This is a genomic window from Nostoc sp. ChiQUE02 (assembly GCF_034531305.2).
In the GTDB taxonomy this organism is placed as follows: domain Bacteria; phylum Cyanobacteriota; class Cyanobacteriia; order Cyanobacteriales; family Nostocaceae; genus Nostoc.
Genome location: NZ_JAVRBN020000002.1, coordinates 123809 through 147326, shown reverse-complemented (window position 1 = coordinate 147326; position 23518 = coordinate 123809). Strand labels below are relative to the sequence as shown.

The window sequence follows — 23518 nt, the reverse complement described above, 5'->3', positions numbered from 1 at the left end:
TACTTAGTAGTAATCAGGTTGTGGCTGTGGTTGCGGCACTGCAAAATTTGATCCATCGTACAAGTAGCGGCTAGCTTCCTCTTCTAAGCGATGAATCAGGTAAGGTTCAATGGTGTTGCCATGTCGTAATGCGGCTAGATATCCATCCAAATACATCCGCATATCATCCGTGCGATAACCGCGATTCCATAACTCGACGAAGGCGTCGGTGAGTCTTTGGTAATAGCGGATGGTTTGTGTGTCTTGGAGCATAACTGCTGTATTAATCTCTTTGGAATGAGAATTGTAAATGATTCACGCTCAAATGTGAAGTGTAATTTCACTTTCGCATCAACTCAAAGTCAACACATCTACTTTGGGTAGCACCCTCCTAGCAGCTACAAGCTACTTTAATCCTATTCCAGAAAACATCGATTCTAGTTATCTGCTAAGTTATTTTTATAATTTTCATGGTCAACAGCCCAATTGTATTGGTGTTATATTCCTAGATGTGGGGATTAATTTTTGCGAAAAAATCCACTTTTACCATCAGGTTGAAAGGCTGTTCTAGTAAGGGTTAGCTGGGTGGTTTATAGACATTTGCTACATTACACCCATCTAAAATCAGAATGTTAAGATAGAACAACTTTTGATAAGTCTAACAACGCTTTTAATAAGTTTAACAAAAATTTAAGAATATTTCTAATCGCCTTTTGGCAAAGCATAAATTAAAGATATTGCCACTCTTTTTATGAGGAAATGTAAAGCTAATAGCAGTTGAAGTAACAAAGGCTACAAAACCTTAGAGATGGGCTTGTTACTTTGAAAGTCATCGACGCTAAGGGGTCTTGCCACCGTGGGTTCGGTTTGTATAGAAATCATTGAGGGGAATCCCCATCTGAGGTCGTTGTTGGGTTGGCACTTGCAACAACTGGAATACCGTGTGCATCAAGCTGCCAGTATTTATCAAGCAAGGGAAGTATTTTTAAGCCATCAACCAACACTGGTAGTTTTAGATGCAGACCTGCCTGATGGTGATGGCATTGAGTTTTGTCGTTGGTTGCATCGTCAGCAGCAGCCTCTAATCTTAATGCTATCTGCCCGTAATAGTGAAGCTGATATCGTCGCAGGTTTAAAGGCGGGTGCAGATGATTACCTGAGCAAACCTTTTGGGATGCAAGAGTTTTTAGCACGGGTAGAGGCACTGATTCGCCGGAAGCGCACACCTACAGCACCAGCTTATTTGGATTATGGGACTTTGCAAATCGATTTAGTTCAACGCCGCGTTCGCTTTCAGGGGGAGTTCATCGACTTAACGCCCCAAGAATTTAGTTTGCTGTACGTTTTGGCACAAGCTGGGGGAGTACCTCTGAGTAGGTCGGAATTGCTACGTCGTGCTTGGCCTGACGCTATCGATAACCCTCGTACCATTGATACTCACGTTTTGTCGTTGCGGAAAAAGGTTGAACTCGATCCTCGGCAACCGAACTTGATTCAAACTATCCGCAATGTGGGATACCGTTTTAACATGGAAATTTTGAATACCAATATTTCACAGTCACAAACAACAAAGTTAACTAGAGAAAGATTTAGTAATCAACGTTCAACACTTAGTAGTAGTCAAGTGTGATCGGGCGTGGGAGTGAGGGACAAGGAGATAATAAGACTAACCATGCCCAATACCCCATACCTCATGCCCAATGACAATTGACTAATTCAAACTTTAAAATCCAAAATCGTCTTGCGCCTCTGCTTGAATCAAGCTTTCTCGTAATTCAATCCAGTCTATCTCTGAGACTCTTTGATTTGCGAATAGTTGACCTTGTTGTATGTGTAATAACCGAGTGCAAAACATCTGGGCTAGTTCCAGTTGGTGATTTACCATCAGAATTGTGGTTTGATGAGTTTGATTCAACTCGGTTAAGACTTGCATTAGATGAGAAGCCTTACCAGCATCTAGGGCAGAGGTTGGCTCATCTAATAATAATATTTTAGGCTGGATGACTAAGGCACGAGCGATCGCTACTAATTGTCGTTGTCCCGCAGAAAGTTGCACCTCTGTTCGCCCTAACCATTCATTGGGAATGTGCAGTTTTTCTGTCCAGTGATTGACTCGTTGCTGAATTGTCTGTTTGGGCAAACCACGCAAAACTAAAGGATAAGCCAAGGCTTGCCCAACTGTCATCCCTAACAGCTTCGACTCTTGCAATACAAGTACAAGCATCTGACGTAGCTGGATGACAGGAATTTGGCGATATTCTTGATTTTCTAGATAGAGTTTACCACTCGTGGGTTCAATTAGGCGGTTGAGGAGGTGTAATAACGAAGTTTTCCCAGCGCCTACTGGCCCTACAATGGCAATGCGATCGCCCTGGAATACCTCCAAGGAAATATCTTGCAATATGGGGTATCCTTGCTGATTGCCTAGAACTTGGGTTTTCAGCTTTGTAAACAGATTAACTTGCTCTAGCCTGAGTGTGGCTTTTGCTGTATTCAAGGGGAGTGGTGACTGGGGACTAGGGACTGGGGACTGAGGAGAAATCAATGCCCATACCCAATTTTAAGTTAATTGTCTGGTAGTTAAGGCTGTAGCGATCGCCCAGCCATCGACCAATAGTAGCAGCAGCGTGAATACTAGTAAAATCAAGTACATCCACGGCTGTGCTAAAGGGCGAACATCTGTAGTATCAATACCTGTCTTTGCTTGGACAATTTGCACGAAACGGGCAAATCCAGCTACACGCATCGGTAGTAAATAAGCTTTCCCATCCTGGCTGAGGAAATAATAAACTAGCCCCCCCTGACCAGTGGTGCGGGGTTTTAACTCTTTCACCTCTGACCAAGGTAAAAACCAGCCTTTACGAAAAAAGCGAGGCACCCAGGCGGGGTAAGTAACCTGAATTCCCTGGTCATCTACCGTTACTCGTTGAGTCAATACAGCATACAAGGCAACTAAGCCGATGCTAATCCCTATCCATAATAATCCTGGGGGTACTGGTGCAGCTGTTACCTGCGATAAGAAGGGTAATGGGACTGTGAGTGCTATGTATAGACTCAACAACGTTATCCGAATCAAAGGAGACAGACGAAAAACAGAAGCTGAGATATTGGCTGAGTTTACTGTCACGGCTCAATTACAATGCTTTTCTTCATTGTAGGGTAGGTCTATGTCTTAGCTGGACTGTTGCACATAAGCTATGCCACTTTGAAACCGCAAATTATCCTTCACGGTAAATATTTTTGCACTACAATCCAACCAGTAAGGGATACCCAGGCAAATCCTACAAATAGAATAATATTTACGCCGATGTGTAAGGGTCTAGCCCAAGGTCGTGTGGAACTAATTTGCGTGGCACTGAAAGCAGACAGTAAAACTAATGCTACCACTATCAATCCAGAGACCAGGTGTGATGAATGACCTAAAGAACCAAAGTGCCCTAAAGTGCCAACAATACCGATCGCCAGCAATAGTAGCACTAAACTTACCATACTGATGCCCATTAGATAGTGGAGCGATCGCACTTCCCTATTTCCGCCCATAAATTGGGTAATAAAAGGGAATTGTTGCGAAGTTCTCGCCCGGAACATCCAAACGCCAGTGACTGCTAACATCAGATATGCCAGCAGAGACAACCCCATCGACCAGGCGGCTATTTTCCACAACCAAAGAAATGAAGGCAGATTCATAAGAATGATTGTAGATGAGAGTGGGGAAGCAGTGGGAGTGAGAGAAAGAAATGCCCCATGCCCCATAAATAATAAACAAAAAGGGCTGCTGAATTCAGCAACCCTTAAATTGAGCTAAATTGTTTTTTTTAATCAACAGATGCTAAACCAGCCACTTGTAAAGGTTTTGTAGTATCTCCGGTTTTTGTATTAATTTGCTGCACCATTGGTTTGGTATTAATAGGGTCTTTTCCAGCGGATGAGTCTGTATCAAACTCATAAGTACTGGGTTCTTCGAGCATCAGGCGATCGCACGGAATTTTATCTGATAAAATTGCACTTGCCATCATCCCTGTATGAATCTCCATTTGACCTTTTCGTGGAGCTTCAAACACTAAACGTTGTCCAGGGAAAACAACCCTTTCAAAATACCAGTTGGGAATATTGGAGATGCGAGCTACCTGTATTTTGCTCGTGGCATTAATGTAGCAGCAGAGAATTTTCCCCGATTGCTCAGGTGGTAGAGGATCTAATATTTGAGCCATAACTGCTGAGGAGCTTTACGCCACAATTTTACATTACACTAGCCAAGCCTAGCACCCACTGATCCCCAGTTGCTGTAACTGCGAATACCAACTGAGTCTTTGTAGATTATTTCTTTCTAAAGATATATTTTTAGTTATGAAAATTTTGTAATTATTTATGCCTTTTCCGGAATTATACACTACAAAGAAAAGTTTTTGATATTTTTTACTGGTATAAAAGCTTTAATCTCTTAAGACAGATCATTAGGGAATAGACATGACAATGATCCCTTTGCTTTTCCCATAGCGACGAAGTCAGTTTTGCTGTTTCATCTATGCCAAGATTAATCGGCTGGGATCATCGCTTAATGAATAAACTCGATGTTATGGTAAAGCTATATGAAAAAATGTCTTCATAAAGCTCTCTATAGATTCCATGTATGTTTTGTGCACAGCAATTTTAGCGTTTACGGCATTTGCTAACAGCAGGTTCATCGATACCAATAATTGGCTTAAATGTCAAGCGCAATTGTGATAAATAAAACCAAATAAAACAAGCACACACTTTCAAACTGGATGTTTCTCTCGCTTTCTCCAAAGATTGGCAAGATGGAAGTCAAAACACACATAATGGAAAATCGAATTCTTTACGTTCGCCTTCCTTGTAACCCCATCTTTCCTATTGGGGTTGTCTACCTGAGCGATCATGTCCACAAGCAGTTTCCTAATATTGAACAGCGCATCTTTGATTTGGGAACAGTGCCACCTTTAGACTACAGTTCGGCTCTGGATCGCTGTATTGATGAATTTAAACCGACACTACTAGTATTTTCTTGGCGGGATATTCAAATTTATGCCCCAGTTGGCGGACGTGGTGGCAACCCACTGCAAAACGCCTTTGAATTTTACTACGCTAAGAATCCTCTATTGAAACTACGTGGGGGATTGGGTGGTTTGCGAATCTTCATCGCTTACTATGTAGAGTTGTGGCGAAACCAGGGCTTAATCAAACGCGGCTTAAAACGTGCCCAAAAATATAATTCTGATGCCCGTGTAGTTGTAGGTGGTGGTGCAGTCAGCGTATTTTACGAACAGTTGGGTAAAAGCTTACCCCAAGGGACAATTATTTCTGTGGGTGAAGGCGAAACCCTGCTGGAAAAACTTTTAAATGGCAGAGATTTTCGAGATGAACGCTGTTACGTTGCAGGAGAAACTCAACCACGGAAACGCCTAATTCACGAACAACCCACCCCACTAGAAAAAACAGCTTGTAACTATGACTATATAGAAAGCATCTGGCCGGAATTTAACTTTTACCTGCAAGAAGAAGACTTTTATATAGGTGTACAAACTAAGCGTGGTTGCCCTCACAACTGTTGCTATTGCGTCTACACCGTCGTTGAAGGCAAACAAGTACGCATCAACCCAGCAGATGAAGTGGTTGCTGAGATGCGCCAATTATACGATCGCGGCATTCGCAACTTTTGGTTTACCGATGCTCAATTCATCCCTGCGAAAAAATTTATCGCCGATGCCATAGAACTATTGCAAAAAATCGTCGATTCTGGTATGACAGACATTCACTGGGCAGCATATATCAGAGCCGACAATTTGACACCCCAGTTGTGTGACTTGATGGCGAAAACCGGGATGAACTATTTTGAAATTGGGATTACCAGTGGTTCTCAAGAACTCGTGCGGAAAATGCGGATGGGGTATAACTTGCGAAACGTCTTGCAAAACTGCCGTGATTTAAAAGCAGCTGGTTTCAACGACTTAGTTTCCGTCAACTACTCCTTTAACGTCATTGACGAACGTCCCGAAACCATCCGCCAAACCATCGCTTACCACCGCGAACTAGAACGGATTTTTGGTGCTGATAAAGTCGAACCTGCCATCTTCTTTATTGGACTACAACCCCATACTCATTTGGAAGAATATGCTTTTAAAGAAGGCATCCTCAAGCCAGGGTATGATCCAATGAGTTTGATGCCGTGGACAGCCAAAAAACTCCTTTGGAATCCGGAACCCCTTGGTTCATTCTTCGGCAAAGTCTGCTTGCAAGCTTGGCAACAAAACCCCAACGACTTCGGACGCGAAGTCATGAAAATTTTAGAAGAACAACTGGGTTGCGCTGACTTAGAAGCAGCACTTACAGCACCGTTAGAAACGAAAGAAAAACAGTTAACAGGTGTATCCTAGAAAACACGAATTCTGAGTTTCTCCCCCTTTGTTCCCCAGTGCCTCTGCGGTTATTTTTACCAAATCCCATGTTAGAAGGTTCAATCCTACAACAGCTAGAAACAGCCCATCGCCATACCACCAGGCCAATTCGATTCGGTGTTTACTATAAAAATACCCTAGTTGCCCTGTGCCACGCTCTAGAAGACCATATCTTAACGGACGACGGTACACCCTTAGTAATCACAGCTTTCCAACAGGGTAAATGGTATCTACAAGAAGCTCAACGATATGCAGACATTGCCCAGTGCAGCCGCGAAATTGCCATCATGGCTGCCGCTGAATCCGGCTTTGCTGAACATCCTACCAGCCAGCTACCCAATGTAGACTTAGTAGCATTAGATCCACTCGATCCAGTGGCGCAGGAGTGGCACTTAATTATTTTGTCACCTAAATACACAGCGATGGTAATTTGTCAAGAATTATCAGAGGCTGATTATGGCAGCGCTGGAGTGCCGACATCAGACTTAGAGCGTAAATTCTACGGCTTGTGGACATTTGAGCCGGAGTTAGTGCAAGAGACAGCAGAAATAGCGATCGCTCACATCAGAAAATACAACCCAGAACTGGCGAAAAAACTCACAGCCGATAAAGAACAAATTGTACCGTCAATGGACAGATCCCAAAATTTAGGTGCAGTTGTCTCCCGTGTAGTAGATTACCTCCAGACTGGGCAAGATAATTTATCCATACCAACAGCGCTTCAGAAACAAACCCTAGATCGCAACTTGGTTTCTAACGAAATCCAAGCTTTTTTGCGAATGGCGCAACTGATGGATATGGCAGATGTCAACAATCCAATGGCAGCTGCGGAAATAGTAGTTCTTGCTGAAGCGATCGCCCAGCTTTTGGATCTTCCCGCATGGCAGATTAAGAGACTGCGGCTAGCGGCTTTGTTGCATCGCATAGATCCATTACAAAAAGCAGAAAGCGTTCTCACTGGCGGTATATCCACACGGTATCAAGAAGATGCCCCTAGTTGTCCCTTAACCTGTCCTTTAGTACCGGGGGCGCAAGTATTGCGAACCATGCCACGACTGCGAGCAGTTGCCCAAATTATTACTCATCAAAGTGAGTGGTGGAATGGCACAGGGGAACCAGCAGGTTTAGCTGGAGATGAAATTCCCCTAGAGTCGAGAATTTTGGCATTATTGGCAGACTTTCAGTGGCGAGTCAATGAGCGAAAATCGTCAAATGAAAGCCGGGAACAGATATTTACTCAAGCTTTAGATGAGTGCAGACAGCAACAATCTACCCGCTTTGACCCTAAACTTGTAGATACCCTAACTCTATTAGTTATGGGTTTACAACAGGGACTCGACTTACCCTTGATGACACCCAAAGTCAGCGCCGGTATCTGGATACTTGATTCCCAATGGGATAGCCACAGCAAGATAAGTGAGGAAATTGGTAGTTACTTTACATGAATATTGAAGCCATTAGATTAGGAAAACTCAAACAACTTCCAGGGGCCAATTTAGAAGATGAGGAACTCTCCCGACTGGATTTAAGCCGGATTAATCTTGCTGGCGCTACTCTTGTCGGCACTAATTTCGCGGCTTCCAAACTCGAAGGTGGGCATTTGGAGGGGGCGAATTTGATGGGGGCCAACCTCCAAGAAACTGACTTGCGGGCGAATTTGATGGGAGCAAACCTGATGCAAGCAGATTTAACAGGCGCTGACTTACGGGGTAGTAACTTGCGCGGCGCTAACTTGATGGGAGCAAGACTCAGTGATGTGTCATTAGTGGGTGCTTTCTTAAGTGGTGCCAATTTAATGAACGTGAACTTACAAGGCGTTGACTTGCGAGGTGCTGACTTGCGGGGTGCAAACCTGACTGGGGCAAATCTCAAAGGTGCAGACTTGAGTCGCGCCGATTTGCAAGGGGCATTGTTGAGTGAAGCCAACCTCGAAGAAGCGGACTTGCGGGGGGCAAATTTGGCAGGGGCGAATTTGACAGGAGCGAATTTACTCTGTGCAGAGTTAGAAGGTGCAAATTTGAGTGGTGTTAATTTGAATAAAGCGTGTGTGGTGGGTACTGTGGTTGAGACGCTTGCGTAAAGATTCTACCAAAAAGCCCAGTATCCTTGGCTATTGTTAAAATTTTTGCAGATGAAGCAGGTGAAAATTTGTGAGTCGAAGTGTACCTAGTCGGAGTCCCTATTAACGAATCAAAGCATGACCGACGAAAGCCAATCAAACAACTCAGATGAAGAAGAGTTTGATCCGGTAACAGATCCAAGGGATTGGTCGGCAGCAGAAACAGAGTTAGCCTGTTTCGCGCTTGCCAGAAGCAAAGGTAAACGGTTGGTTAAAATCATCAACACCAAAAAACCACCGATGCCGATTATTTGTATTTTTGAGGACTACCCAGAATGACACCCGTCGCCGCCCAAGTCTCAATTAGCGCAATCATTCCCATGTTGACTGCGATCGCAAATCGGCAATGGGAACAGTTTAAACAACTGGAGGCAGATTTTGTATCCCAGTACGGCGTAGAAGTATGGCAAGAGGTTTTTAATTTCCGTCTCAAGCCATCATTGGATAAAGATTCTGACAGATGGCTACTGATTCAGTGGTGTGGTGAAGGAATTATCTCAGTCAAAAATGTGGCGTAGGTGCGATCGCCAAAGTGAATTATAGCGATCGTTTTGATTCCCATCCAAAGGTTACTACTTCACCGTTTCGCAGTACTCTCAGCTATTGTTAAAATTTTCGCAAATGAAGCAGGTGAAAATTTGTGAGCCTAAAAGAAGTTATCAGACTAGCAAAGCAACTTTCAACCGTGGACAAAGTACGTTTGATCCAGCAAATTGCTCCTGATATAGAACGCGAGTTAACAGATCAATCATCTATCGTTCTCCGCAAATCATTATGAGGACTGTGTGCGGATTTGGGAAAAGCGCCTTCCGCAGAGGAAATTGATGCAGCCCGTAGTGAAGAATGGGCTAGTTTTCCACGAGAGGATATTTGATGCTGCGTGCTGTAGCTGCCACTCATGCAGTCATCTGGTACATTTTTGGCGATTCCCGATTGTCTACAACTGCCCAGAATACCATAGCTCAAATAGCATCTTCTTGAGATCAAGTTGCTTTCTTTTCCATTACCCTAGCCGATGGGAGGAGTAGCCGCCCGCCGATTTAGTTATTAGTCATTCGTTATTGGTCTTAGATCACTCTGAAAATCTTTCAACCCAAAGGATATCTTTGTCAATCTGCATAATTTGACGTTCGATTGCAGCTTTGATATCTTCACTAGGATTTAAATCAGCTTCTTTTTGATACCGAATTCTACGTCGTTCGTATGCTGCTAGTTTGGAATTATATATACCCAAAAATCCCCTACCTGCATAAACATTGCGAGAACGGGCATTTGCTTGTATTGCTTTCATATTAGCTGTTACTTCACGCTTTTGTAATTGTAATTCTTTTTTCTGATGGCGTAGTTCCTTGAGTAGTGCCTTTTGCTCTTTAGAAGAGTTAGGGGTAAAGTCTATGGCTTCTTGTAATTTCTCTGCCATATTTTCTAGGACTGATATATGTTTCTTCTGAAGCTCATTTATTTTCCACTGATTCAAAATATCTTTATGACTAGCTATTTCTGTCTCAAGATTTTGAATTGAGTTCATGATTCTTTGAATTGTAATGCCTGCATTGTTTTCCCATTCTGATACTTCAGAGAATGTATAAAGTCCCTGAAAATCAAGCATTACTTTTGTATAATTACTTTCTCTCAATAAAGTCTGAGCAAGTAAGGAAATTTCGCTCTCTACCTCTGATATTTGCTGCTGTAATTTGTTGTATTTGCGGGCGAATGCTTTTCCACCTGGACTGAAGAATACCCAAAAAATTAATCCCAACGATATCAATAGAAAAAGTATAGCAATAACAGGAGTTATTCCAATGTTAAAAGTTGAACTGCTAAAGACCAACCAGCAAGTAAAGATAGCTGCACAGAAAATTCCAGTAATAATAATTTGTAACTGAGGCATCTGAACACATGCAAAATTTTATATCAAATTACCTATTACTAGCTTTCCCAAAAATAATAAGAAATTAGCTATCTTTAGAAAATGTTACCCATTTTTAATTTTTAAGACTCCGTCCCCGTATCCACAAAGCTAGTACACTCATTAACAACACCCCCATCACTCCTTGCAGGGGATTATTATTTACACCAGTTACCCAATCAGGAACTTGACCAGAATATTTCACTAATTTACCTACATTAATAATGTAGTAACCCCAAACTAAACCACCATGTAGACCAATTGGAAAACCCAAGCGTCCCCTACGCCAACGCTTTCCCCATACTTGCGTTAACCCCAGCAGTACTAAAGCTGGAAATTGCGGCAGTGTATGAATAATTGCCTCCAAGGGTTTGATAAAGTGCAATGTAGCAAACGCAGTTGCATCTGTCCACAGTGCCACACGCGGACTGTAATCTCGTTGTAATTCATCTAGCAACCAGCCTCGAAATAACAATTCCTCAGCAAATCCAACACCTAACCCAACAAGTAAACCCTCTAAAATAACTTTCAGTAAAAAAACTTTCGGTTGTTGCCACACCAACCAACCCAACAAACTTTCTACCCCAAAAAGTATCAGAATATTAATTATCCCCAGAGCCAAGCCACGCAGTAAATCCACACCGTTTTGCCGCGTGAATTCTAAACCATAATGCCGCAGAATTTGGGGCTGCTGGTAGACATATTTACCCCATAATCTCAAAAGAAAAATAAAAATCGCATATAACAATACCAATGTCAATATACTTTCTAAGTTTGAATCATGTACTAGTAAGTATATTGGTGTAGCCAATGGCAACCATAGCAACAATAAAGTCAAAATAAAAGAACCCAGCCTAATAGGGGCAGGGCGTTCAGCTAAACGGGCAATGTTTTTTTTCATACCTAGTAAGTCACCAAACACCAGTCAATATTCTAAATTTCGACTAATGACCAATGACCAATGACTAATGACTAATGACTATTCGTCAGGTTCAATCGTGCTACTTAAACCGTGACTTTTCAATGTTTCGCAATAGAACTCAGCGTGTTCCTGAGCGCAAGTAATGACTAAAGCTAGCCCGTTAGTATGGGCTTCCATCATGATGCTAACAGCCTGGGGTTGGGTAAGGCTTGGCACAGTGGCTATTAGTGACTGCACAACATGCTCCATTGAGTTGTAGTCGTCGTTATGGAGCAAAACGCGATACCGAGGCGCTAGCTTACGGGTTGTGGAAGGCTTTTCAATAGTTTCAACTGACACGGCTCTTTGCTCTTTTCTTGTTGATTCACTACTACAAAGTGTCTGTGTAGCGATCGCTTAACAGTTATTTACCTATTCTATAGTATTTCTGTCCAGATACTATGCTAGAAAAACCCCTTTGCTGCCAGGGATTGGTCGTATTAGTTTTGCGTAGCTACTTGTGAGATACATATCTTAGACATCGTTGCCGTGAGAGTGCTACCTTAATCTTACAGAAGCTTTCCTTAAACTTAGCGCATTTTTACTTTTAAGATTAAGCAAGTTGTAAAATAATCCTTGCCCCTGCCCAAACTGCATAATAATGGACATGAGCCTAGATTTTCTTCAACCGGGACAAATTGTGTCTTTAGAGCATGGCGACAGGAATCTGTATGCAGAAGTCATTCAATTTGTAGTTTCCCGCCAGTTGTGTTGGGTGCGTCCTTTATTAATGGTTACTTTGATTCAAGAATCACCGCTAATTACCGATTTGCGGGATGCATCTGACCTGCTTTGGCCTGCCAATTTATTTCGGCCAGCTTTAGACACAGAAGTAATTACCTTCTTGAGCCAAATTTTAGCAAAAGAACCAAAAACTGAACCTGACTCAGCCGCCAAGCAGCAACTCAATCAGTTTATTCACCAACTTTGGCAAGCATATCAATAGGTATTAAGGCATAGAGCATGGGGCATTGGTCATTTATCATCCTCTTCCTGCTCCCTCGTCTCCTTACTCCCCATTACGCCTTATCCCCAGAGAGTTCTTTATTCCCCCTATCAAGCGTAGCGAATACCACCATCTTTCAATTCGTTGCATCCCTTCTTGTAACCGCTCATCACTAAGAAATTTGATCGCTACATCCTTCAAGTTTTGTGGCTCTTTCTAAAACTCCGTTACAAAACTTAATTACGTTAGCGTAGCGGTAGCGAGTCTGTAAGTGTCATTACGAATTATTTTAATATCCCAGGCTAGGAACCAACTGGATTCGACCAGCATCCATCTCTGCCATTAATAATTCTAGGGCTTCGTAATCAACATCAGAAATGTAACCCAGTTCCGTCAGTTCTGAGTTGATTTCATTTTCTATCTCAGGAGTTAGTTTTTTAATGTCAAGAGCTTTTTCTACCAATTTACGAATAGCGTACTGAGTTTTCATAACTAATAATCCAACTGTATATGATACCGATCATCCCAGATCGGTCTAAGTATAAAGAGCAATCAAATACTAATTTACTAGTGATATATATCACAATTTAATTAGCTAGATAGATAATTTGCTATGACTTTGCTGTATGCCATCAGCAAGGCTAAAGTGAGAGGTTTAACTTACCGTTAAGACTTGGCTAAATTAGCTTTAGTGATAGAATAAACAAATTTTTTCAGCATAGTTACTGATAATTTGTCTGCTCTATGGCTGTCTATAGTTGATTGTTTTTGAACTGGGATAAAAAAAAAGTATATAGAAACACATTTTAAACGGGAATTATAACAATCTTTAAACAGAGATACTAAACCAATAAAGATTCAGCAAAGAGAGCTAAGACGTATGGTCGATGCAACAAAAAAGAGTTTATGTTCAAATAATCCTTAGCTTGACGCTTCAAAAATTCTCAATAGGATGTAACTATGCAAGCAGTGCTTAACTATCCCAAGATTGCAGTTATTCGGCCCCAAGGGTGTTTGAATGGTGCAAACGCCTTGGAATTTGAACGAGATATGACCACAGCGTTGGCACAAAATGGTATTTCCATCTTGGTAGTAGACCTAGCAGGAGTAGAATCGTTAGACAGCGCGGGATTGATGGCATTGTTATCTACACACAAGCTGGCTCTTACTTTAGGACGGAGTTGCCAACTTTGTGCTGTTGCTCCATCAATTAGAATTATTTTTGAACTGACGCAACTCGATAGGGTATTTGAAATATTAGATGGTGAAACCGAATTAGCTGAAACATAACTTTATGTAAAAGCACGAAGGTTTGGGCAATAAGTGGACTTTATGTAAAGGAGTTGTAAGTTGCAACGATAAACTCTGTTATAAGACCTAATTCAATGCTAAGGTTGGGGTTGAGTAGCTGTAATTAAGGTAGCTAGAAGATAGCACAGTGGTTGTTGCAGTTGAAAAATTAATAACGTCGGATATTTTAAAACCAGCCCGTTACCTGGGTAACGAGCTGTTAGCAGTACACAAACCTTGGGATACGACAGCAATACGTTGGGTTTTAACCTACCCAGAAGTATATGAAGTCGGTGCATCTAATTTAGGGCACATCATCCTTTATAACATCTTGAATGCCCAACCGCGTCAATTGTGCGATCGCGCCTACCTCCCAGGACAAGACCTGGCAGCCAAACTACGCGAAACTAACACGCCATTGTTTGCGGTAGAGTCAAAGCGATCGCTGACAGAATTCGACATTTTAGGCTTTAGCCTCAGTTATGAACTGGGTGCAACTAATATCCTAGAAATGTTGGATTTGGCTGGAATTCCTTTAACGTGGCGAGAACGCCAAAAAGCAGGGGAAACAGGTGGAGAATTTACTAATCTCCAGTCCCAGTTTCCGTTGATTTTTGCGGGTGGGCAAACAGCGACATCAAATCCTGAGCCTTATGCCGACTTCTTCGACTTTTTCGCCCTTGGAGATGGAGAAGAACTGCTGCCAGAAATTGGTTTGGTGTTGGAAGAAGGCAAACAAGCAGGATTAAGTCGGGAACATCTGTTACTGGATTTGGCACAGATACCAGGTGTATATGTGCCTCAGTTTTACGAGATGGCAGAGGATGGCTCAGTTCATCCTCGTCGCCCAGACGTGCCAAAACGAATTCTACGCCGGGTTGCAACTCCTATACCAGCATATTCTATTGGGTTAGTTCCCTACGTAGAAACGGTGCATGACCGCTTGACCATTGAGATTCGACGTGGTTGCACTCGTGGCTGTCGCTTCTGTCAACCAGGAATGCTCACTCGACCAGCACGGGATGTAGAACCGGATAAAGTGGTAGAAGCAATTGAACAGGGTATGCGGGCTACTGGTTACAATGAGTTTTCCCTCCTATCTCTGAGTTGTTCTGATTATTTGTCCCTACCAGCAGTGGGGATGGAAATCAAAAATCGCTTAAAAAATGAAAACATTTCTCTGACTCTACCAAGCCAACGGGTAGACAGATTTGATGAGAATATTGCCAACATCCTTGGAGGTACGCGCCAAGGTGGACTGACTTTTGCTCCAGAAGCTGGAACTCAGCGGATGCGAGACATCGTGAATAAGGGGTTGACGAATGAAGAATTGTTGCGGGGGGTGAAAACGGCTTGGGAGCAAGGCTGGGATAAAATCAAGTTGTATTTTATGATTGGCTTGCCGGGTGAGACGGATGCCGACGTTTTGGGCATTGCGGAAACGGTAAGCTGGCTACAGCGAGAATGTCGGGGCAACGGCAGAAAACCCCTAAACTTTAACCTGACGATTTCTAACTTTACGCCCAAGCCTCATACACCATTCCAGTGGCACTCAGTTTCTACTGCTGAATTTAAGCGTAAACAAAACCTGCTACGGCAAGAATTTCGCCGGATAAAGGGAGTGAAGGTAAATTTTACCGATGTCCGGATTTCGGCAATGGAAGATTTTGTGGGACGAGGCGATCGCAATTTGAGCAAAGTAGTCCGCCGTGCCTGGGAATTGGGTGCAGGTATGGATTCCTGGTATGAAAATTTAGATCAAGCTTTTAGCGCTTGGGGGTCTGCGATCGCCCAAGCCGATTTAGATTGGAAATACCGCCAAGTAGAAAATGGCGAATGGAATTTGTTTCACGCAGAGGCACAGAAGGGCAAAGAAGCAGAGGAGCAGAGGAGCAGAGGAGCAGAGGAGAATACCCCACTCAGCACTCCCCACTCCCTCGATATTCCCCTTCCTTGGGATCATATTGATACCGGGATTGATAAAAAGTGGCTTAAGGAAGACTTGCAACGCGCCCTAGAAGCCGCAATTGTACCTGATTGCTCTTTTGATGGTTGTTCTCACTGTGGCGTCTGTGGCACCGACTTTGGGCATAACATCGTGATTGAATCTCCTGCTATCCCAAAATTTGCTGGTGAGTTTGTCCCTAACACAACCAAGGCGCAAAGACTGCGACTTTGGTTTGGTAAACAGGGTAATATGGCATTGATGAGTCATCTTGATTTAATCCGTCTATTTGACCGAGTTGTGCGGCGAGCAGGCTTGCCAATCGCTTTTACAGGTGGATTTCATCCAATGCCGCGGATTTCTCTAGCAACTGCTTTGGCTCTAGGGGCGACTAGCAGCGGTGAAATTGCAGATTTTGAGTTAACTGTGCCAGTGGAAGTTGATACTTTCCGAGAAAAGTTGGCTCGTGAAATGCCCACAGACATACCTATATATAATGTGGAGCAGATAGATTTAAAAGCTAGTGCTGCTACCCAACTGCTAGAGTCCGCAGAGTATTTGATTACTGTAGCAGCACTTGAAGAAACAACACCCATACAATGGCAAGACTGGATTAATACAATCAAAGCAAAAGAGGAACTTTGGTACGAGCACACAACTAAGTCAGGCAAGAGCCAGTTAATAAATCTGCGCGATCGCTTGTTTGAACTGGAATTAGTAGAAACCCACAAAGGCATTACAGAATCTATGTCGTCTGTAATCCGTTATCTAGGTAGCTATCGCCAGGACGGTTTGCTGTTGCGTCCCGAACAAATACTGTCTATGCTAGAGACAGTGGCTAGTGTAGAATTTCAACTCCTGCACATCCACCGCAATCGGCTAATTTTAGGGGTATAATTCCCGTAGGGCAACTTGCTAGTAGTTGTCTTAATATGGCACATCGTAGGAATTGATTTTTAGCAAGGTTGCGTTAGAATGGGTTGAAGAGAAATTTTCTGGCGCTGCATTGAATTAGCTGGTTCACTACCCTGGTATTCAGGGGGCGAAAGCAAAGATATTAGAGTGCAACTTCTAGGATTTTATCCCAGACAAACAAAAAGCAGATTAAATAACGCACACTCTCTCTATAGCTACCTTGTGAATCAGTAACTAACAGCAGGCTCGGTTAGCTTCTCTAAATCCATGCTTTTTAAACAACTGCTGAATGTCTAATCCACAGTAGTGCCCAAGAGCTAGTGCATTACTTTTTTAGAGTTGAAGCAACTGCTGTCGGTTATGCCGACTTGTAGACGTTCACAGACGGGCAAAGCGCGGCTTGCCTTAGGCTAGAGCGGCTCAAGGTAGGGTAGCAACTGGCGTTGCTGAGTATAACCCTAAGGATAAATCCGGGGAATGGAAAATAGAAATAGTTTCTTTTTCTTAACGAATTCAGTAGGTTACTCTCAAATGAAGCGTCCTGAGTTTAAATGCTCACTCAGGATTTAGAACTTTCAACTCAGAACTCTCTTGATTGAGGGTATTGCATCACAAATCAACCACGGATGGTTGATTTAATTGCTTAAACAATATGCAGCCGTTCTGGAATAATCAGCCGTGGAAATGCTCTCAAGAGCACCAATAGCTATTTAACTTAGAAGCTCAGGTTTGCGATTTTTATTATCAGTAGCGCCTTTTGAGGGTTGTGAGGGCAGCAAAAGTATAATATCAAACCGGAAAAACACTGTTAATGAGAACTGACGCCCAGACGCGGAGAGTTTTGAATTATAAGTAATTAACCGGACTTGATACAACAAACCTCCAGACCTGTAAGTGCTGCCAATTTTTGAGGAAATTGAATGCCAAAACAAATTATCATCGCGGAGCAGCACCAAATTGCTGCGGTTTTTTCTGAAGATCAAATACAGGAACTTGTTGTTGCTACAGGTCATCACCAAATAGGTGATATCTACTTAGGAGTAGTAGAAAACGTATTGCCTGGGATAGATGCGGCTTTTGTCAATATTGGCGACCCAGAGCGCAACGGTTTTATTCACGTCACTGACTTAGGACCATTAAAATTAAAGCGTACCGCAGCGGCAATCACAGAACTACTAGCACCACAGCAGAAAGTTTTGGTGCAAGTAATGAAAGAGCCAACGGGGACAAAAGGACCCAGGCTCACGGGTAATATCACCTTACCCGGACGCTACGTAGTACTGATGCCCTATGGTAGGGGCGTAAATTTATCCCGACGGATTAAAAGTGAAAGTGAGCGCAACCGCTTGCGAGCACTGGCGATTTTGGTCAAGCCGGCGGGAATGGGTTTGCTGGTGCGTACAGAAGCCGAAGGCAAACCCGAAGAAGCGATTATGGAAGATTTGGAGGTGCTGCAAAAGCAATGGGAGGCCATTCAGCAGGAAGCGCATTCCACCCGTGCTCCAGCACTGCTCAACCGGGACGATGACTTTATCCAGCGCGTATTGCGGGATATGTACGGCGCGGATGTAAATCGGATTGTCGTGGATTCCAGTACTGGTTTGAAGCGCGTGAAACAGTACTTGCAGAATTGGAGTGGAGGTCAAACACCGCAGGGATTGTTGATTGACCATCACCGCGATCGCTCCCCAATTTTAGAGTACTTCCGTATTAGTGCCGCTATTCGAGAAGCCCTGAAACCTAGAGTAGACCTACCTTCTGGAGGTTACATCATCATCGAGCCGACAGAGGCATTAACCGTAATCGATGTTAACTCAGGTTCCTTCACGCGATCGGCAACAGCCAGAGAAACAGTTTTGTGGACAAACTGCGAAGCTGCAACAGAAATTGCTCGCCAGTTGCGTCTGCGGAATATCGCCGGGGTGATCGTCGTTGATTTTATTGATATGGAATCGCGACGTGACCAACTGCAAGTTCTCGAACACTTTAATAAAGCACTCAAAGCAGACAAAGCTCGTCCCCAGATTGCCCAACTCACCGAACTGGGTTTAGTAGAACTAACCCGCAAACGCCAGGGTCAAAATATTTACGAATTGTTTGGTGAAACTTGTCCCACCTGTGGCGGTTTAGGGCATACCGTGCGTCTGCCTGGAGAAATCGAAAACCGATTGCCAATACCGGCAGAAACACCAGAGCGTGAGCGTTTTGTATCCCTGCCTCATCGAGAACCACGTCAACCATCTGCCCGCATCCCGGAACCACGAGAAACCTATGATGGGTTTGGGGAAGCATTTGAAGGTGACTCGGAATTGAGTAACCTAAATCTGATCAATCATCCTAGTTATCAAGAACTTGATAATAAGCGTCGTACTCGCACTCGCCGCAGTCGAATTGGCATCAATGGGTTAAACGGGAAAGATGAAGCTCGGGTTGTTCCCAATCCACTGGCTTTTGCCAATGAGCCAGACTTAGACCTTGATGTAGAACCAGAACTAGGAGTTGCACCAGAGATACCTTCACCCACCCTTGGTAAACCAGGTTGGAGTGAAAGAGTAGAGCGCACTAAAATTACCAAGGCAGAGCCAGTCAAACCAGTGGTAGAACCACCGGAGATTAGAACTGTAGAAATGAGCCTTCAAGAACAGGATATGTTTGCCTTGATGGGAATATCTCCCTTGGTGAAGTTAGAGCAAGAGGTTAAAAATACCAAGTCTGTGATTATTAATGTGATTCAGCCTGGTCAATTGCCAACGACTCCAACTGAATCAACCTCAGAATCAACTATTGCTCAAAAAGCAACACCTGAAATAACCGCTATTCCGCAAAAAGCAACACCTGAAATAACCACAAGCAAGATACCGACACCAAAAGTTATTGAACCAGAACAAAAATCTTTGATAGAAGAGACAACTGAACCATCAGAGTTGATTGTGAATCCTTCGGGACGCTTGTCTGCAAAAGCCGCTGCCGCGAACGAGATCGCTGATGAAACTGAAGCTAATAGCAGTGCCACTGCCAGCCGTCGTCGCCGCCGTCGTTCCTCGGCAATTGAGGATAATTAATTTGCTTTATGGTAGAGACACCAACTGCCGCTGCTGTTTGGTCGCCAACGCCTTTAGAACAATCCAGTTGGCTGGAGTTTTCTACCTTGTCAGGGATTCCAGGGTTGGTTGCAGGTGTGGATGAAGTAGGGCGAGGTGCTTTATTTGGTCCTGTGGTGGCGGCAGCAGTGATCCTACCAGATCATGCTTTGCCAATACTGATAGCAGCAAAAATTAAAGACAGTAAAAAGTTGTCTAGTTCTCGGAGAATTCAGCTAGCACAGCAAATTTGTGGGCTAGCTATAGACTGGAAAATTGGGTTTGCTTCTACTGCCGAAATCGACAAGATAAATATTTTGCAAGCGACACTGTTAGCAATGAAGCGGGCTGTGCTGAAGTTAAAGGTACAGCCTGCACTTTGCTTGGTTGACGGCAATCAGTCAATTAAAGACTTGCTACTGCCGCAACAAACAATAGTCAAAGGGGACGAGCGATCGCTCGCTATTGCCTCTGCTAGTATTGTCGCTAAGGTCTGGCGTGACGAACTAGTACTGCGTCTAGCATTAAAATACCCTATGTATAACCTGGAAGGTAATAAGGGTTATGGTAGCCAGCGGCATTTGCTGGCTTTACAACAATACGGGCCCTCGCCCCTACATCGTCAGTCTTTTCGTCCTTGCCAAATCAAACGTCTGAGTGTTGAGTGATTAAATAATTACTCAGCATTCAGGATTGGCAATTCAGTACTGTCTGCATCAAGTCCTCTATCTTTAGTTTGTGATATCACCCAGTAGCGATAATCCGCCAAAAGTTGATTTAATAATCGTTGCTTGACCGACAACAGCACACTTTTAAGTAAACCATTGCCAGTAGCTTCTAAAATCGGCTTAGGAGTGAAGGAAAATGGCGGTGGCAAATCCACCAGGACTTCTAAATCAGCCCTTCCTTGGAGACGAGTGCCAGTGCTAGACTCTTTGGGAGACAAATGCCCTTTTAAATTGAGAGCAAAACGCTGGTTAATATACTCGAAACCCAGGATTTCACAGCCTAGCGATCGCAAATAAATTATTCCATTTGATTCTGCCCAGACTCTCATGTCGACAGTAGGTTGGATACTTAATGACATAAAAGTCAAGGGACGCATTTTCAAGCGAAATACTTCCTCAGAAACCTGCTGAATCCGGCTATTATCAACCAAAGCCTTAACCAGACGTTGAGGCTGACGTAAGTAGTGCTGAATGGGAATAGGCTGCTCTGGAACAGCGATTTCAACCGATTGCGAGGCAGTAAACCGGGTAGCCATGAGCGGATAAAAATATCTGTTTCTTAATTTTAATATTTTTTAACAACTTAGTTCTGATTATTAGAAAAGTACAAAATTTATTGATCATAAAAATGATTGTTGCTTATCAGCTATACATGATTAGCAAAAAGTTGCTACTCTCATTACTATCTTTAGTTCAAGAAATATAGATTAGGATTTAACTCTTGACACAAAATTAAGAATATGCATCGTTGTCTGGTCAGAATCCAATATAATTGCTCTTAAATCTTTAGAGGAATTTACCAAAAAAACTGCCAGGAAATCTATCTGGTAGAAGTACTGATTTCCATAACTTGTTTTTCTGGATACATATTTCCGTCTATTCGTTGAGTGAGTAAATTTTAGAGATGGCAGTGTTTAGTAAAAGTAAATCTTGGATGTATTTACCAAAGTCAAAATATCATAATCTCTGTTTACGCATTAAACTCGCAACTCAAGGCTAAAGGCATGACTTTATCGATCGCACATTTAGGACCTCCCGGCACTTACGCAGAACAAGCAGCTGTTTTTTATGTCAATTGGTTAAGCAGAAGTACGGGAATTAAAGCTATCTTATGCCCCTATCCTACCATCTCCCAATCACTGCACGCCGTTGCTGATGGTCAAGCCCAGTTGGCTGTTGTACCAGTGGAAAATTCTATTGAAGGGAGTGTTACGACAACACTGGATACACTTTGGCAGTTGGACAGTTTGCGAATTCAGTTGGCTTTGGTATTACCCATTGCCCATATGTTAATTTCCTGTGCGTCTAGCTTAGATAAAATTAAAACTGTTTACTCTCACCCGCAAGCTTTGGCACAATGCCAGGGATGGTTAGAGCGGTTTCTCCCGACTGTACAGATTATTCCCAGCAATTCTACAACCGAAGCACTACAGCGATTAGAGCAAGAGACAACAACAGCAGCGATCGCTTCTAGTAGGGCAGCTCAACTCTACAACCTGCCGATACTTGCTAGTGGTATTAACGACTATCCAGAAAACTTTACTCGTTTTTGGGTAGCAAGTCAGGGTGAAGCGATCGCTGGATATCAGGCATTAACAACAGGTGCCAGTCACACATCGCTGGCTTTTAGTATGCCTGCCAACACACCCGGAGCATTGGTCAAACCTTTGCAAATATTTGCTCAACTAGGGATTAACCTCAGCCGGATTGAATCTCGTCCGACGAAGCGCTCGCTAGGCGAATACTTGTTTTTCATGGATTTAGAAGCGGATGCCAAGGAAGCACAAATGCAATCTGCTTTAGTAGAATTAACTATGCACACAGAGATTTTAAAAATTCTTGGCGCTTATAATATTTTGCCGATCAGCGCTCTTACTTGAGAAGTTAGGAGTTATCAGTTATCAGCTAGGGACTATAAATTATAAGTTGTCAATCTTTTATTTTTTGTTATTTCTTCCTAACTCCTAACTGCTGTACAGACGCGATTAATCGCGTCTCTACTCATTACTTTTCATTAAATGTGTCTTTAAGAACAGCGCGAGCTGCCAAATGATTACGAGTAGAGGTTAAAATTTCTGCTTCCCGCTCTAGACGAGTTGCAGTATCTTGCATTTCTAGCAATAATTGCTGCTCTGCTGCGACACCATAAAGGTTACTAGCTACCCAATAAGATAGCTCTGTTGGTAAATCAGGCAAATCTTCTGGCAGTTCGATATTTTGTTCGGTTAATTTGGCTGATAGACGCACAACATCTCGCAGTAGTTGTTCTACCTCTGAAGATAAAGGTCGCAAATCTTTCGTTGGTGGTTGGTCTTCAATCCACTCTACTAAGCCAACGCGGTATGGCTTTTCACGAACATACTCTAACACACGAAATCTTTGCTGCCCTAAAGTCAACATCTTGATCCGATCATCTGGCAGACGTTGGTGATGAATGATTTCGGCACAGCAACCAGTATTTGCAATTGTACCTTTAACTGGATCGAACATTAAAACACCAAACCTGCGATCGCTTTCCAAAATCGTGTTCATCATGATTCGGTAGCGAAATTCAAAGATGTGCAGGGGTAATGGCCTGGTAGGAAACAGAACTACTTCGGGTAACGGGAACAGAGGTAGTTCGCGAACTGCAATTTTAGAAGATGATGTCATTGTTATCTTGGTATAAACTTAATCTTTAAAATTTATTTTTCTCTGCTTTTCCCGTACTTTGTCTACATTCTATCATTTGTTTCCTAGCTAAATAAAAGCCCTGAGATATATTTCTTCAGGGCTATGTAAAAATTCATACCAATGTCATTTGCTAATGACAAATGACCAATGACTAATTAAAGTTTGACTTCGATATCTACACCTGATGGTAGATCCAATTTCATCAGGGCATCAATAGTCTTAGAAGAGGGCTGGTAAATGTCAATAATCCGGCGATGAGTACGGGTTTCAAAGTGTTCCCGTGAATCTTTATCTACGTGAGGCGATCGCAGCACACAATAGATCCGGCGTTTTGTTGGTAAAGGAATTGGGCCTATGGCTGTAGCGTTGGTGCGGTTAGCTGTGTCTACAATCTTCTCGCAAGATGTATCTAATAGGCGTCGGTCAAAAGCCTGTAAGCGAATTCTAATCTTCTGCTGCTGTAGAGTTGCCATCTTTAATTTTCCAGGTTCTGCGTAATTAGGGGAGTAGTTACAGGTTAAAGGTTACAAGTTATAGGTTACAGAAAACTATCACCTGTC

25 protein-coding genes are annotated in these 23518 nt (G+C 43.0%); 13 read left to right on the top strand and 12 right to left on the bottom strand.

Going from position 1 to position 23518, the window contains the following annotated elements:
- Positions 1-3 precede the first annotated feature (3 nt).
- Positions 4-252: a DUF6761 family protein gene (locus RM347_RS02765; RefSeq protein WP_322717968.1), complete on the bottom strand. Its 249-nt coding sequence runs from the start codon at positions 250-252 to the stop codon at positions 4-6.
- A 583-nt stretch (positions 253-835) separates the two neighbouring features.
- Between RM347_RS02765 and RM347_RS02760 the strand changes: the two genes are divergently transcribed.
- Positions 836-1609, top strand: coding sequence for a response regulator transcription factor (locus tag RM347_RS02760; protein ID WP_322717967.1), 774 nt, complete (start codon positions 836-838; stop codon positions 1607-1609).
- Between the two features lie 93 nt (positions 1610-1702).
- Here RM347_RS02760 and RM347_RS02755 read toward each other — a convergent pair whose 3' ends face one another.
- The 4 genes from RM347_RS02755 to RM347_RS02740 all read right to left on the bottom strand — a co-directional run bounded on the left by RM347_RS02755 (position 1703) and on the right by RM347_RS02740 (position 4190).
- A complete protein-coding gene (locus tag RM347_RS02755) occupies positions 1703-2476 on the bottom strand; it encodes an ABC transporter ATP-binding protein (protein WP_322718147.1) in 774 nt (257 codons plus the stop codon).
- A 63-nt stretch (positions 2477-2539) separates the two neighbouring features.
- On the bottom strand, positions 2540-3106 hold the full coding sequence (locus tag RM347_RS02750) for a hypothetical protein (protein WP_322717966.1): 567 nt from the start codon (positions 3104-3106) through the stop codon (positions 2540-2542).
- Positions 3107-3204: 98 nt separating this feature from the next.
- Positions 3205-3666, bottom strand: coding sequence for a DUF4079 domain-containing protein (locus RM347_RS02745; protein ID WP_322717965.1), 462 nt, complete (start codon positions 3664-3666; stop codon positions 3205-3207).
- A 128-nt stretch (positions 3667-3794) separates the two neighbouring features.
- Positions 3795-4190 carry a DUF1830 domain-containing protein gene (locus RM347_RS02740; RefSeq protein ID WP_322717964.1) on the bottom strand — a complete coding sequence of 132 codons (396 nt, stop codon included), beginning with the start codon at positions 4188-4190 and terminating at the stop codon, positions 3795-3797.
- A 588-nt stretch (positions 4191-4778) separates the two neighbouring features.
- On the opposite strand from RM347_RS02740, the gene RM347_RS02735 reads away from it, so the two are divergent.
- From RM347_RS02735 to RM347_RS02710, 6 genes are all read left to right on the top strand, one after another.
- Positions 4779-6371: a photosystem II high light acclimation radical SAM protein gene (locus RM347_RS02735; protein ID WP_322717963.1), complete on the top strand. Its 1593-nt coding sequence runs from the start codon at positions 4779-4781 to the stop codon at positions 6369-6371.
- A gap of 68 nt (positions 6372-6439) precedes the next feature.
- Positions 6440-7837, top strand: coding sequence for a DICT sensory domain-containing protein (locus RM347_RS02730; RefSeq protein WP_322717962.1), 1398 nt, complete (start codon positions 6440-6442; stop codon positions 7835-7837).
- The gene (locus RM347_RS02725) at positions 7834-8472 is read left to right on the top strand and encodes a pentapeptide repeat-containing protein (RefSeq protein WP_114082785.1); all 639 of its coding nucleotides are present in this window, start codon (positions 7834-7836) and stop codon (positions 8470-8472) included. The genes RM347_RS02730 and RM347_RS02725 overlap by 4 nt, the downstream gene beginning before the upstream one ends.
- Positions 8473-8589: 117 nt before the next feature.
- Entirely contained in the window at positions 8590-8790 is a 201-nt protein-coding gene (locus RM347_RS02720) for a hypothetical protein (RefSeq protein ID WP_322717961.1), read from the top strand.
- On the top strand, positions 8787-9029 hold the full coding sequence (locus tag RM347_RS02715) for a hypothetical protein (protein ID WP_322717960.1): 243 nt from the start codon (positions 8787-8789) through the stop codon (positions 9027-9029). The genes RM347_RS02720 and RM347_RS02715 overlap by 4 nt, the downstream gene beginning before the upstream one ends.
- A gap of 122 nt (positions 9030-9151) precedes the next feature.
- Positions 9152-9289, top strand: coding sequence for a hypothetical protein (locus RM347_RS02710; RefSeq protein ID WP_322717959.1), 138 nt, complete (start codon positions 9152-9154; stop codon positions 9287-9289).
- A gap of 294 nt (positions 9290-9583) precedes the next feature.
- Here RM347_RS02710 and RM347_RS02705 read toward each other — a convergent pair whose 3' ends face one another.
- The 3 genes from RM347_RS02705 to clpS all read right to left on the bottom strand — a co-directional run bounded on the left by RM347_RS02705 (position 9584) and on the right by clpS (position 11681).
- Complete coding sequence (locus RM347_RS02705) at positions 9584-10402, bottom strand: hypothetical protein (protein WP_322717958.1); 819 nt, start codon at positions 10400-10402, stop codon at positions 9584-9586.
- A 94-nt stretch (positions 10403-10496) separates the two neighbouring features.
- A complete protein-coding gene (locus RM347_RS02700) occupies positions 10497-11321 on the bottom strand; it encodes a CPBP family intramembrane glutamic endopeptidase (RefSeq protein WP_322717957.1) in 825 nt (274 codons plus the stop codon).
- Between the two features lie 78 nt (positions 11322-11399).
- Entirely contained in the window at positions 11400-11681 is a 282-nt protein-coding gene (clpS, locus tag RM347_RS02695; RefSeq protein WP_322717956.1) for an ATP-dependent Clp protease adapter ClpS, read from the bottom strand.
- Between the two features lie 301 nt (positions 11682-11982).
- On the opposite strand from clpS, the gene RM347_RS02690 reads away from it, so the two are divergent.
- Positions 11983-12327: a hypothetical protein gene (locus RM347_RS02690; protein WP_322717955.1), complete on the top strand. Its 345-nt coding sequence runs from the start codon at positions 11983-11985 to the stop codon at positions 12325-12327.
- A gap of 289 nt (positions 12328-12616) precedes the next feature.
- On the opposite strand, the gene RM347_RS02685 is transcribed toward RM347_RS02690, so the two are convergent.
- Complete coding sequence (locus tag RM347_RS02685; protein ID WP_322717954.1) at positions 12617-12817, bottom strand: hypothetical protein; 201 nt, start codon at positions 12815-12817, stop codon at positions 12617-12619.
- A gap of 470 nt (positions 12818-13287) precedes the next feature.
- On the opposite strand from RM347_RS02685, the gene RM347_RS02680 reads away from it, so the two are divergent.
- The 4 genes from RM347_RS02680 (at position 13288) to RM347_RS02665 (ending at position 20225) form a co-directional block, all read left to right on the top strand.
- Entirely contained in the window at positions 13288-13617 is a 330-nt protein-coding gene (locus RM347_RS02680) for an STAS domain-containing protein (RefSeq protein WP_322717953.1), read from the top strand.
- 148 nt (positions 13618-13765) lie between these two features.
- Entirely contained in the window at positions 13766-16459 is a 2694-nt protein-coding gene (locus RM347_RS02675) for a TIGR03960 family B12-binding radical SAM protein (protein WP_322717952.1), read from the top strand.
- Between the two features lie 938 nt (positions 16460-17397).
- The gene (locus tag RM347_RS02670; RefSeq protein WP_322717951.1) at positions 17398-19539 is read left to right on the top strand and encodes an Rne/Rng family ribonuclease; all 2142 of its coding nucleotides are present in this window, start codon (positions 17398-17400) and stop codon (positions 19537-19539) included.
- 8 nt (positions 19540-19547) lie between these two features.
- A complete protein-coding gene (locus tag RM347_RS02665; protein ID WP_322717950.1) occupies positions 19548-20225 on the top strand; it encodes a ribonuclease HII in 678 nt (225 codons plus the stop codon).
- A gap of 8 nt (positions 20226-20233) precedes the next feature.
- Here the strand turns inward: RM347_RS02665 and RM347_RS02660 are convergent, their stop codons facing one another.
- Positions 20234-20821 (bottom strand): DUF1997 domain-containing protein, encoded by a 588-nt coding sequence (locus RM347_RS02660; protein ID WP_322717949.1) that lies wholly within the window; start codon positions 20819-20821, stop codon positions 20234-20236.
- A 468-nt stretch (positions 20822-21289) separates the two neighbouring features.
- Between RM347_RS02660 and pheA the strand changes: the two genes are divergently transcribed.
- Positions 21290-22165 carry a prephenate dehydratase gene (gene pheA, locus RM347_RS02655; RefSeq protein WP_322717948.1) on the top strand — a complete coding sequence of 292 codons (876 nt, stop codon included), beginning with the start codon at positions 21290-21292 and terminating at the stop codon, positions 22163-22165.
- A gap of 124 nt (positions 22166-22289) precedes the next feature.
- Here the strand turns inward: pheA and RM347_RS02650 are convergent, their stop codons facing one another.
- Both RM347_RS02650 and rpsJ read right to left on the bottom strand, forming a co-directional pair.
- Positions 22290-22937, bottom strand: coding sequence for an LON peptidase substrate-binding domain-containing protein (locus RM347_RS02650; RefSeq protein ID WP_190892871.1), 648 nt, complete (start codon positions 22935-22937; stop codon positions 22290-22292).
- Between the two features lie 176 nt (positions 22938-23113).
- The gene (gene rpsJ, locus RM347_RS02645; protein ID WP_008232935.1) at positions 23114-23431 is read right to left on the bottom strand and encodes a 30S ribosomal protein S10; all 318 of its coding nucleotides are present in this window, start codon (positions 23429-23431) and stop codon (positions 23114-23116) included.
- Between the last annotated feature and the right edge of the window lie 87 nt (positions 23432-23518).

Bases quoted from the DNA above. Each gene is read 5' to 3' on its own strand.
- RM347_RS02765 (WP_322717968.1), bottom strand. From the start codon at position 252: ATGCTCCAAGACACACAAACCATCCGCTATTACCAAAGACTCACCGAC.
- RM347_RS02745 (WP_322717965.1), bottom strand. From the start codon at position 3,666: ATGAATCTGCCTTCATTTCTTTGGTTGTGGAAAATAGCCGCCTGGTCG.
- RM347_RS02740 (WP_322717964.1), bottom strand. From the start codon at position 4,190: ATGGCTCAAATATTAGATCCTCTACCACCTGAGCAATCGGGGAAAATT.
- RM347_RS02735 (WP_322717963.1), top strand. From the start codon at position 4,779: ATGGAAGTCAAAACACACATAATGGAAAATCGAATTCTTTACGTTCGC.
- RM347_RS02730 (WP_322717962.1), top strand. From the start codon at position 6,440: ATGTTAGAAGGTTCAATCCTACAACAGCTAGAAACAGCCCATCGCCAT.
- RM347_RS02725 (WP_114082785.1), top strand. From the start codon at position 7,834: ATGAATATTGAAGCCATTAGATTAGGAAAACTCAAACAACTTCCAGGG.
- RM347_RS02720 (WP_322717961.1), top strand. From the start codon at position 8,590: ATGACCGACGAAAGCCAATCAAACAACTCAGATGAAGAAGAGTTTGAT.
- RM347_RS02715 (WP_322717960.1), top strand. From the start codon at position 8,787: ATGACACCCGTCGCCGCCCAAGTCTCAATTAGCGCAATCATTCCCATG.
- RM347_RS02705 (WP_322717958.1), bottom strand. From the start codon at position 10,402: ATGCCTCAGTTACAAATTATTATTACTGGAATTTTCTGTGCAGCTATC.
- RM347_RS02700 (WP_322717957.1), bottom strand. From the start codon at position 11,321: ATGAAAAAAAACATTGCCCGTTTAGCTGAACGCCCTGCCCCTATTAGG.
- RM347_RS02690 (WP_322717955.1), top strand. From the start codon at position 11,983: ATGGACATGAGCCTAGATTTTCTTCAACCGGGACAAATTGTGTCTTTA.
- RM347_RS02685 (WP_322717954.1), bottom strand. From the start codon at position 12,817: ATGAAAACTCAGTACGCTATTCGTAAATTGGTAGAAAAAGCTCTTGAC.
- RM347_RS02680 (WP_322717953.1), top strand. From the start codon at position 13,288: ATGCAAGCAGTGCTTAACTATCCCAAGATTGCAGTTATTCGGCCCCAA.
- RM347_RS02670 (WP_322717951.1), top strand. From the start codon at position 17,398: ATGCCAAAACAAATTATCATCGCGGAGCAGCACCAAATTGCTGCGGTT.
- RM347_RS02665 (WP_322717950.1), top strand. From the start codon at position 19,548: ATGGTAGAGACACCAACTGCCGCTGCTGTTTGGTCGCCAACGCCTTTA.
- RM347_RS02660 (WP_322717949.1), bottom strand. From the start codon at position 20,821: ATGGCTACCCGGTTTACTGCCTCGCAATCGGTTGAAATCGCTGTTCCA.
- pheA (WP_322717948.1), top strand. From the start codon at position 21,290: ATGACTTTATCGATCGCACATTTAGGACCTCCCGGCACTTACGCAGAA.
- RM347_RS02650 (WP_190892871.1), bottom strand. From the start codon at position 22,937: ATGACATCATCTTCTAAAATTGCAGTTCGCGAACTACCTCTGTTCCCG.
- rpsJ (WP_008232935.1), bottom strand. From the start codon at position 23,431: ATGGCAACTCTACAGCAGCAGAAGATTAGAATTCGCTTACAGGCTTTT.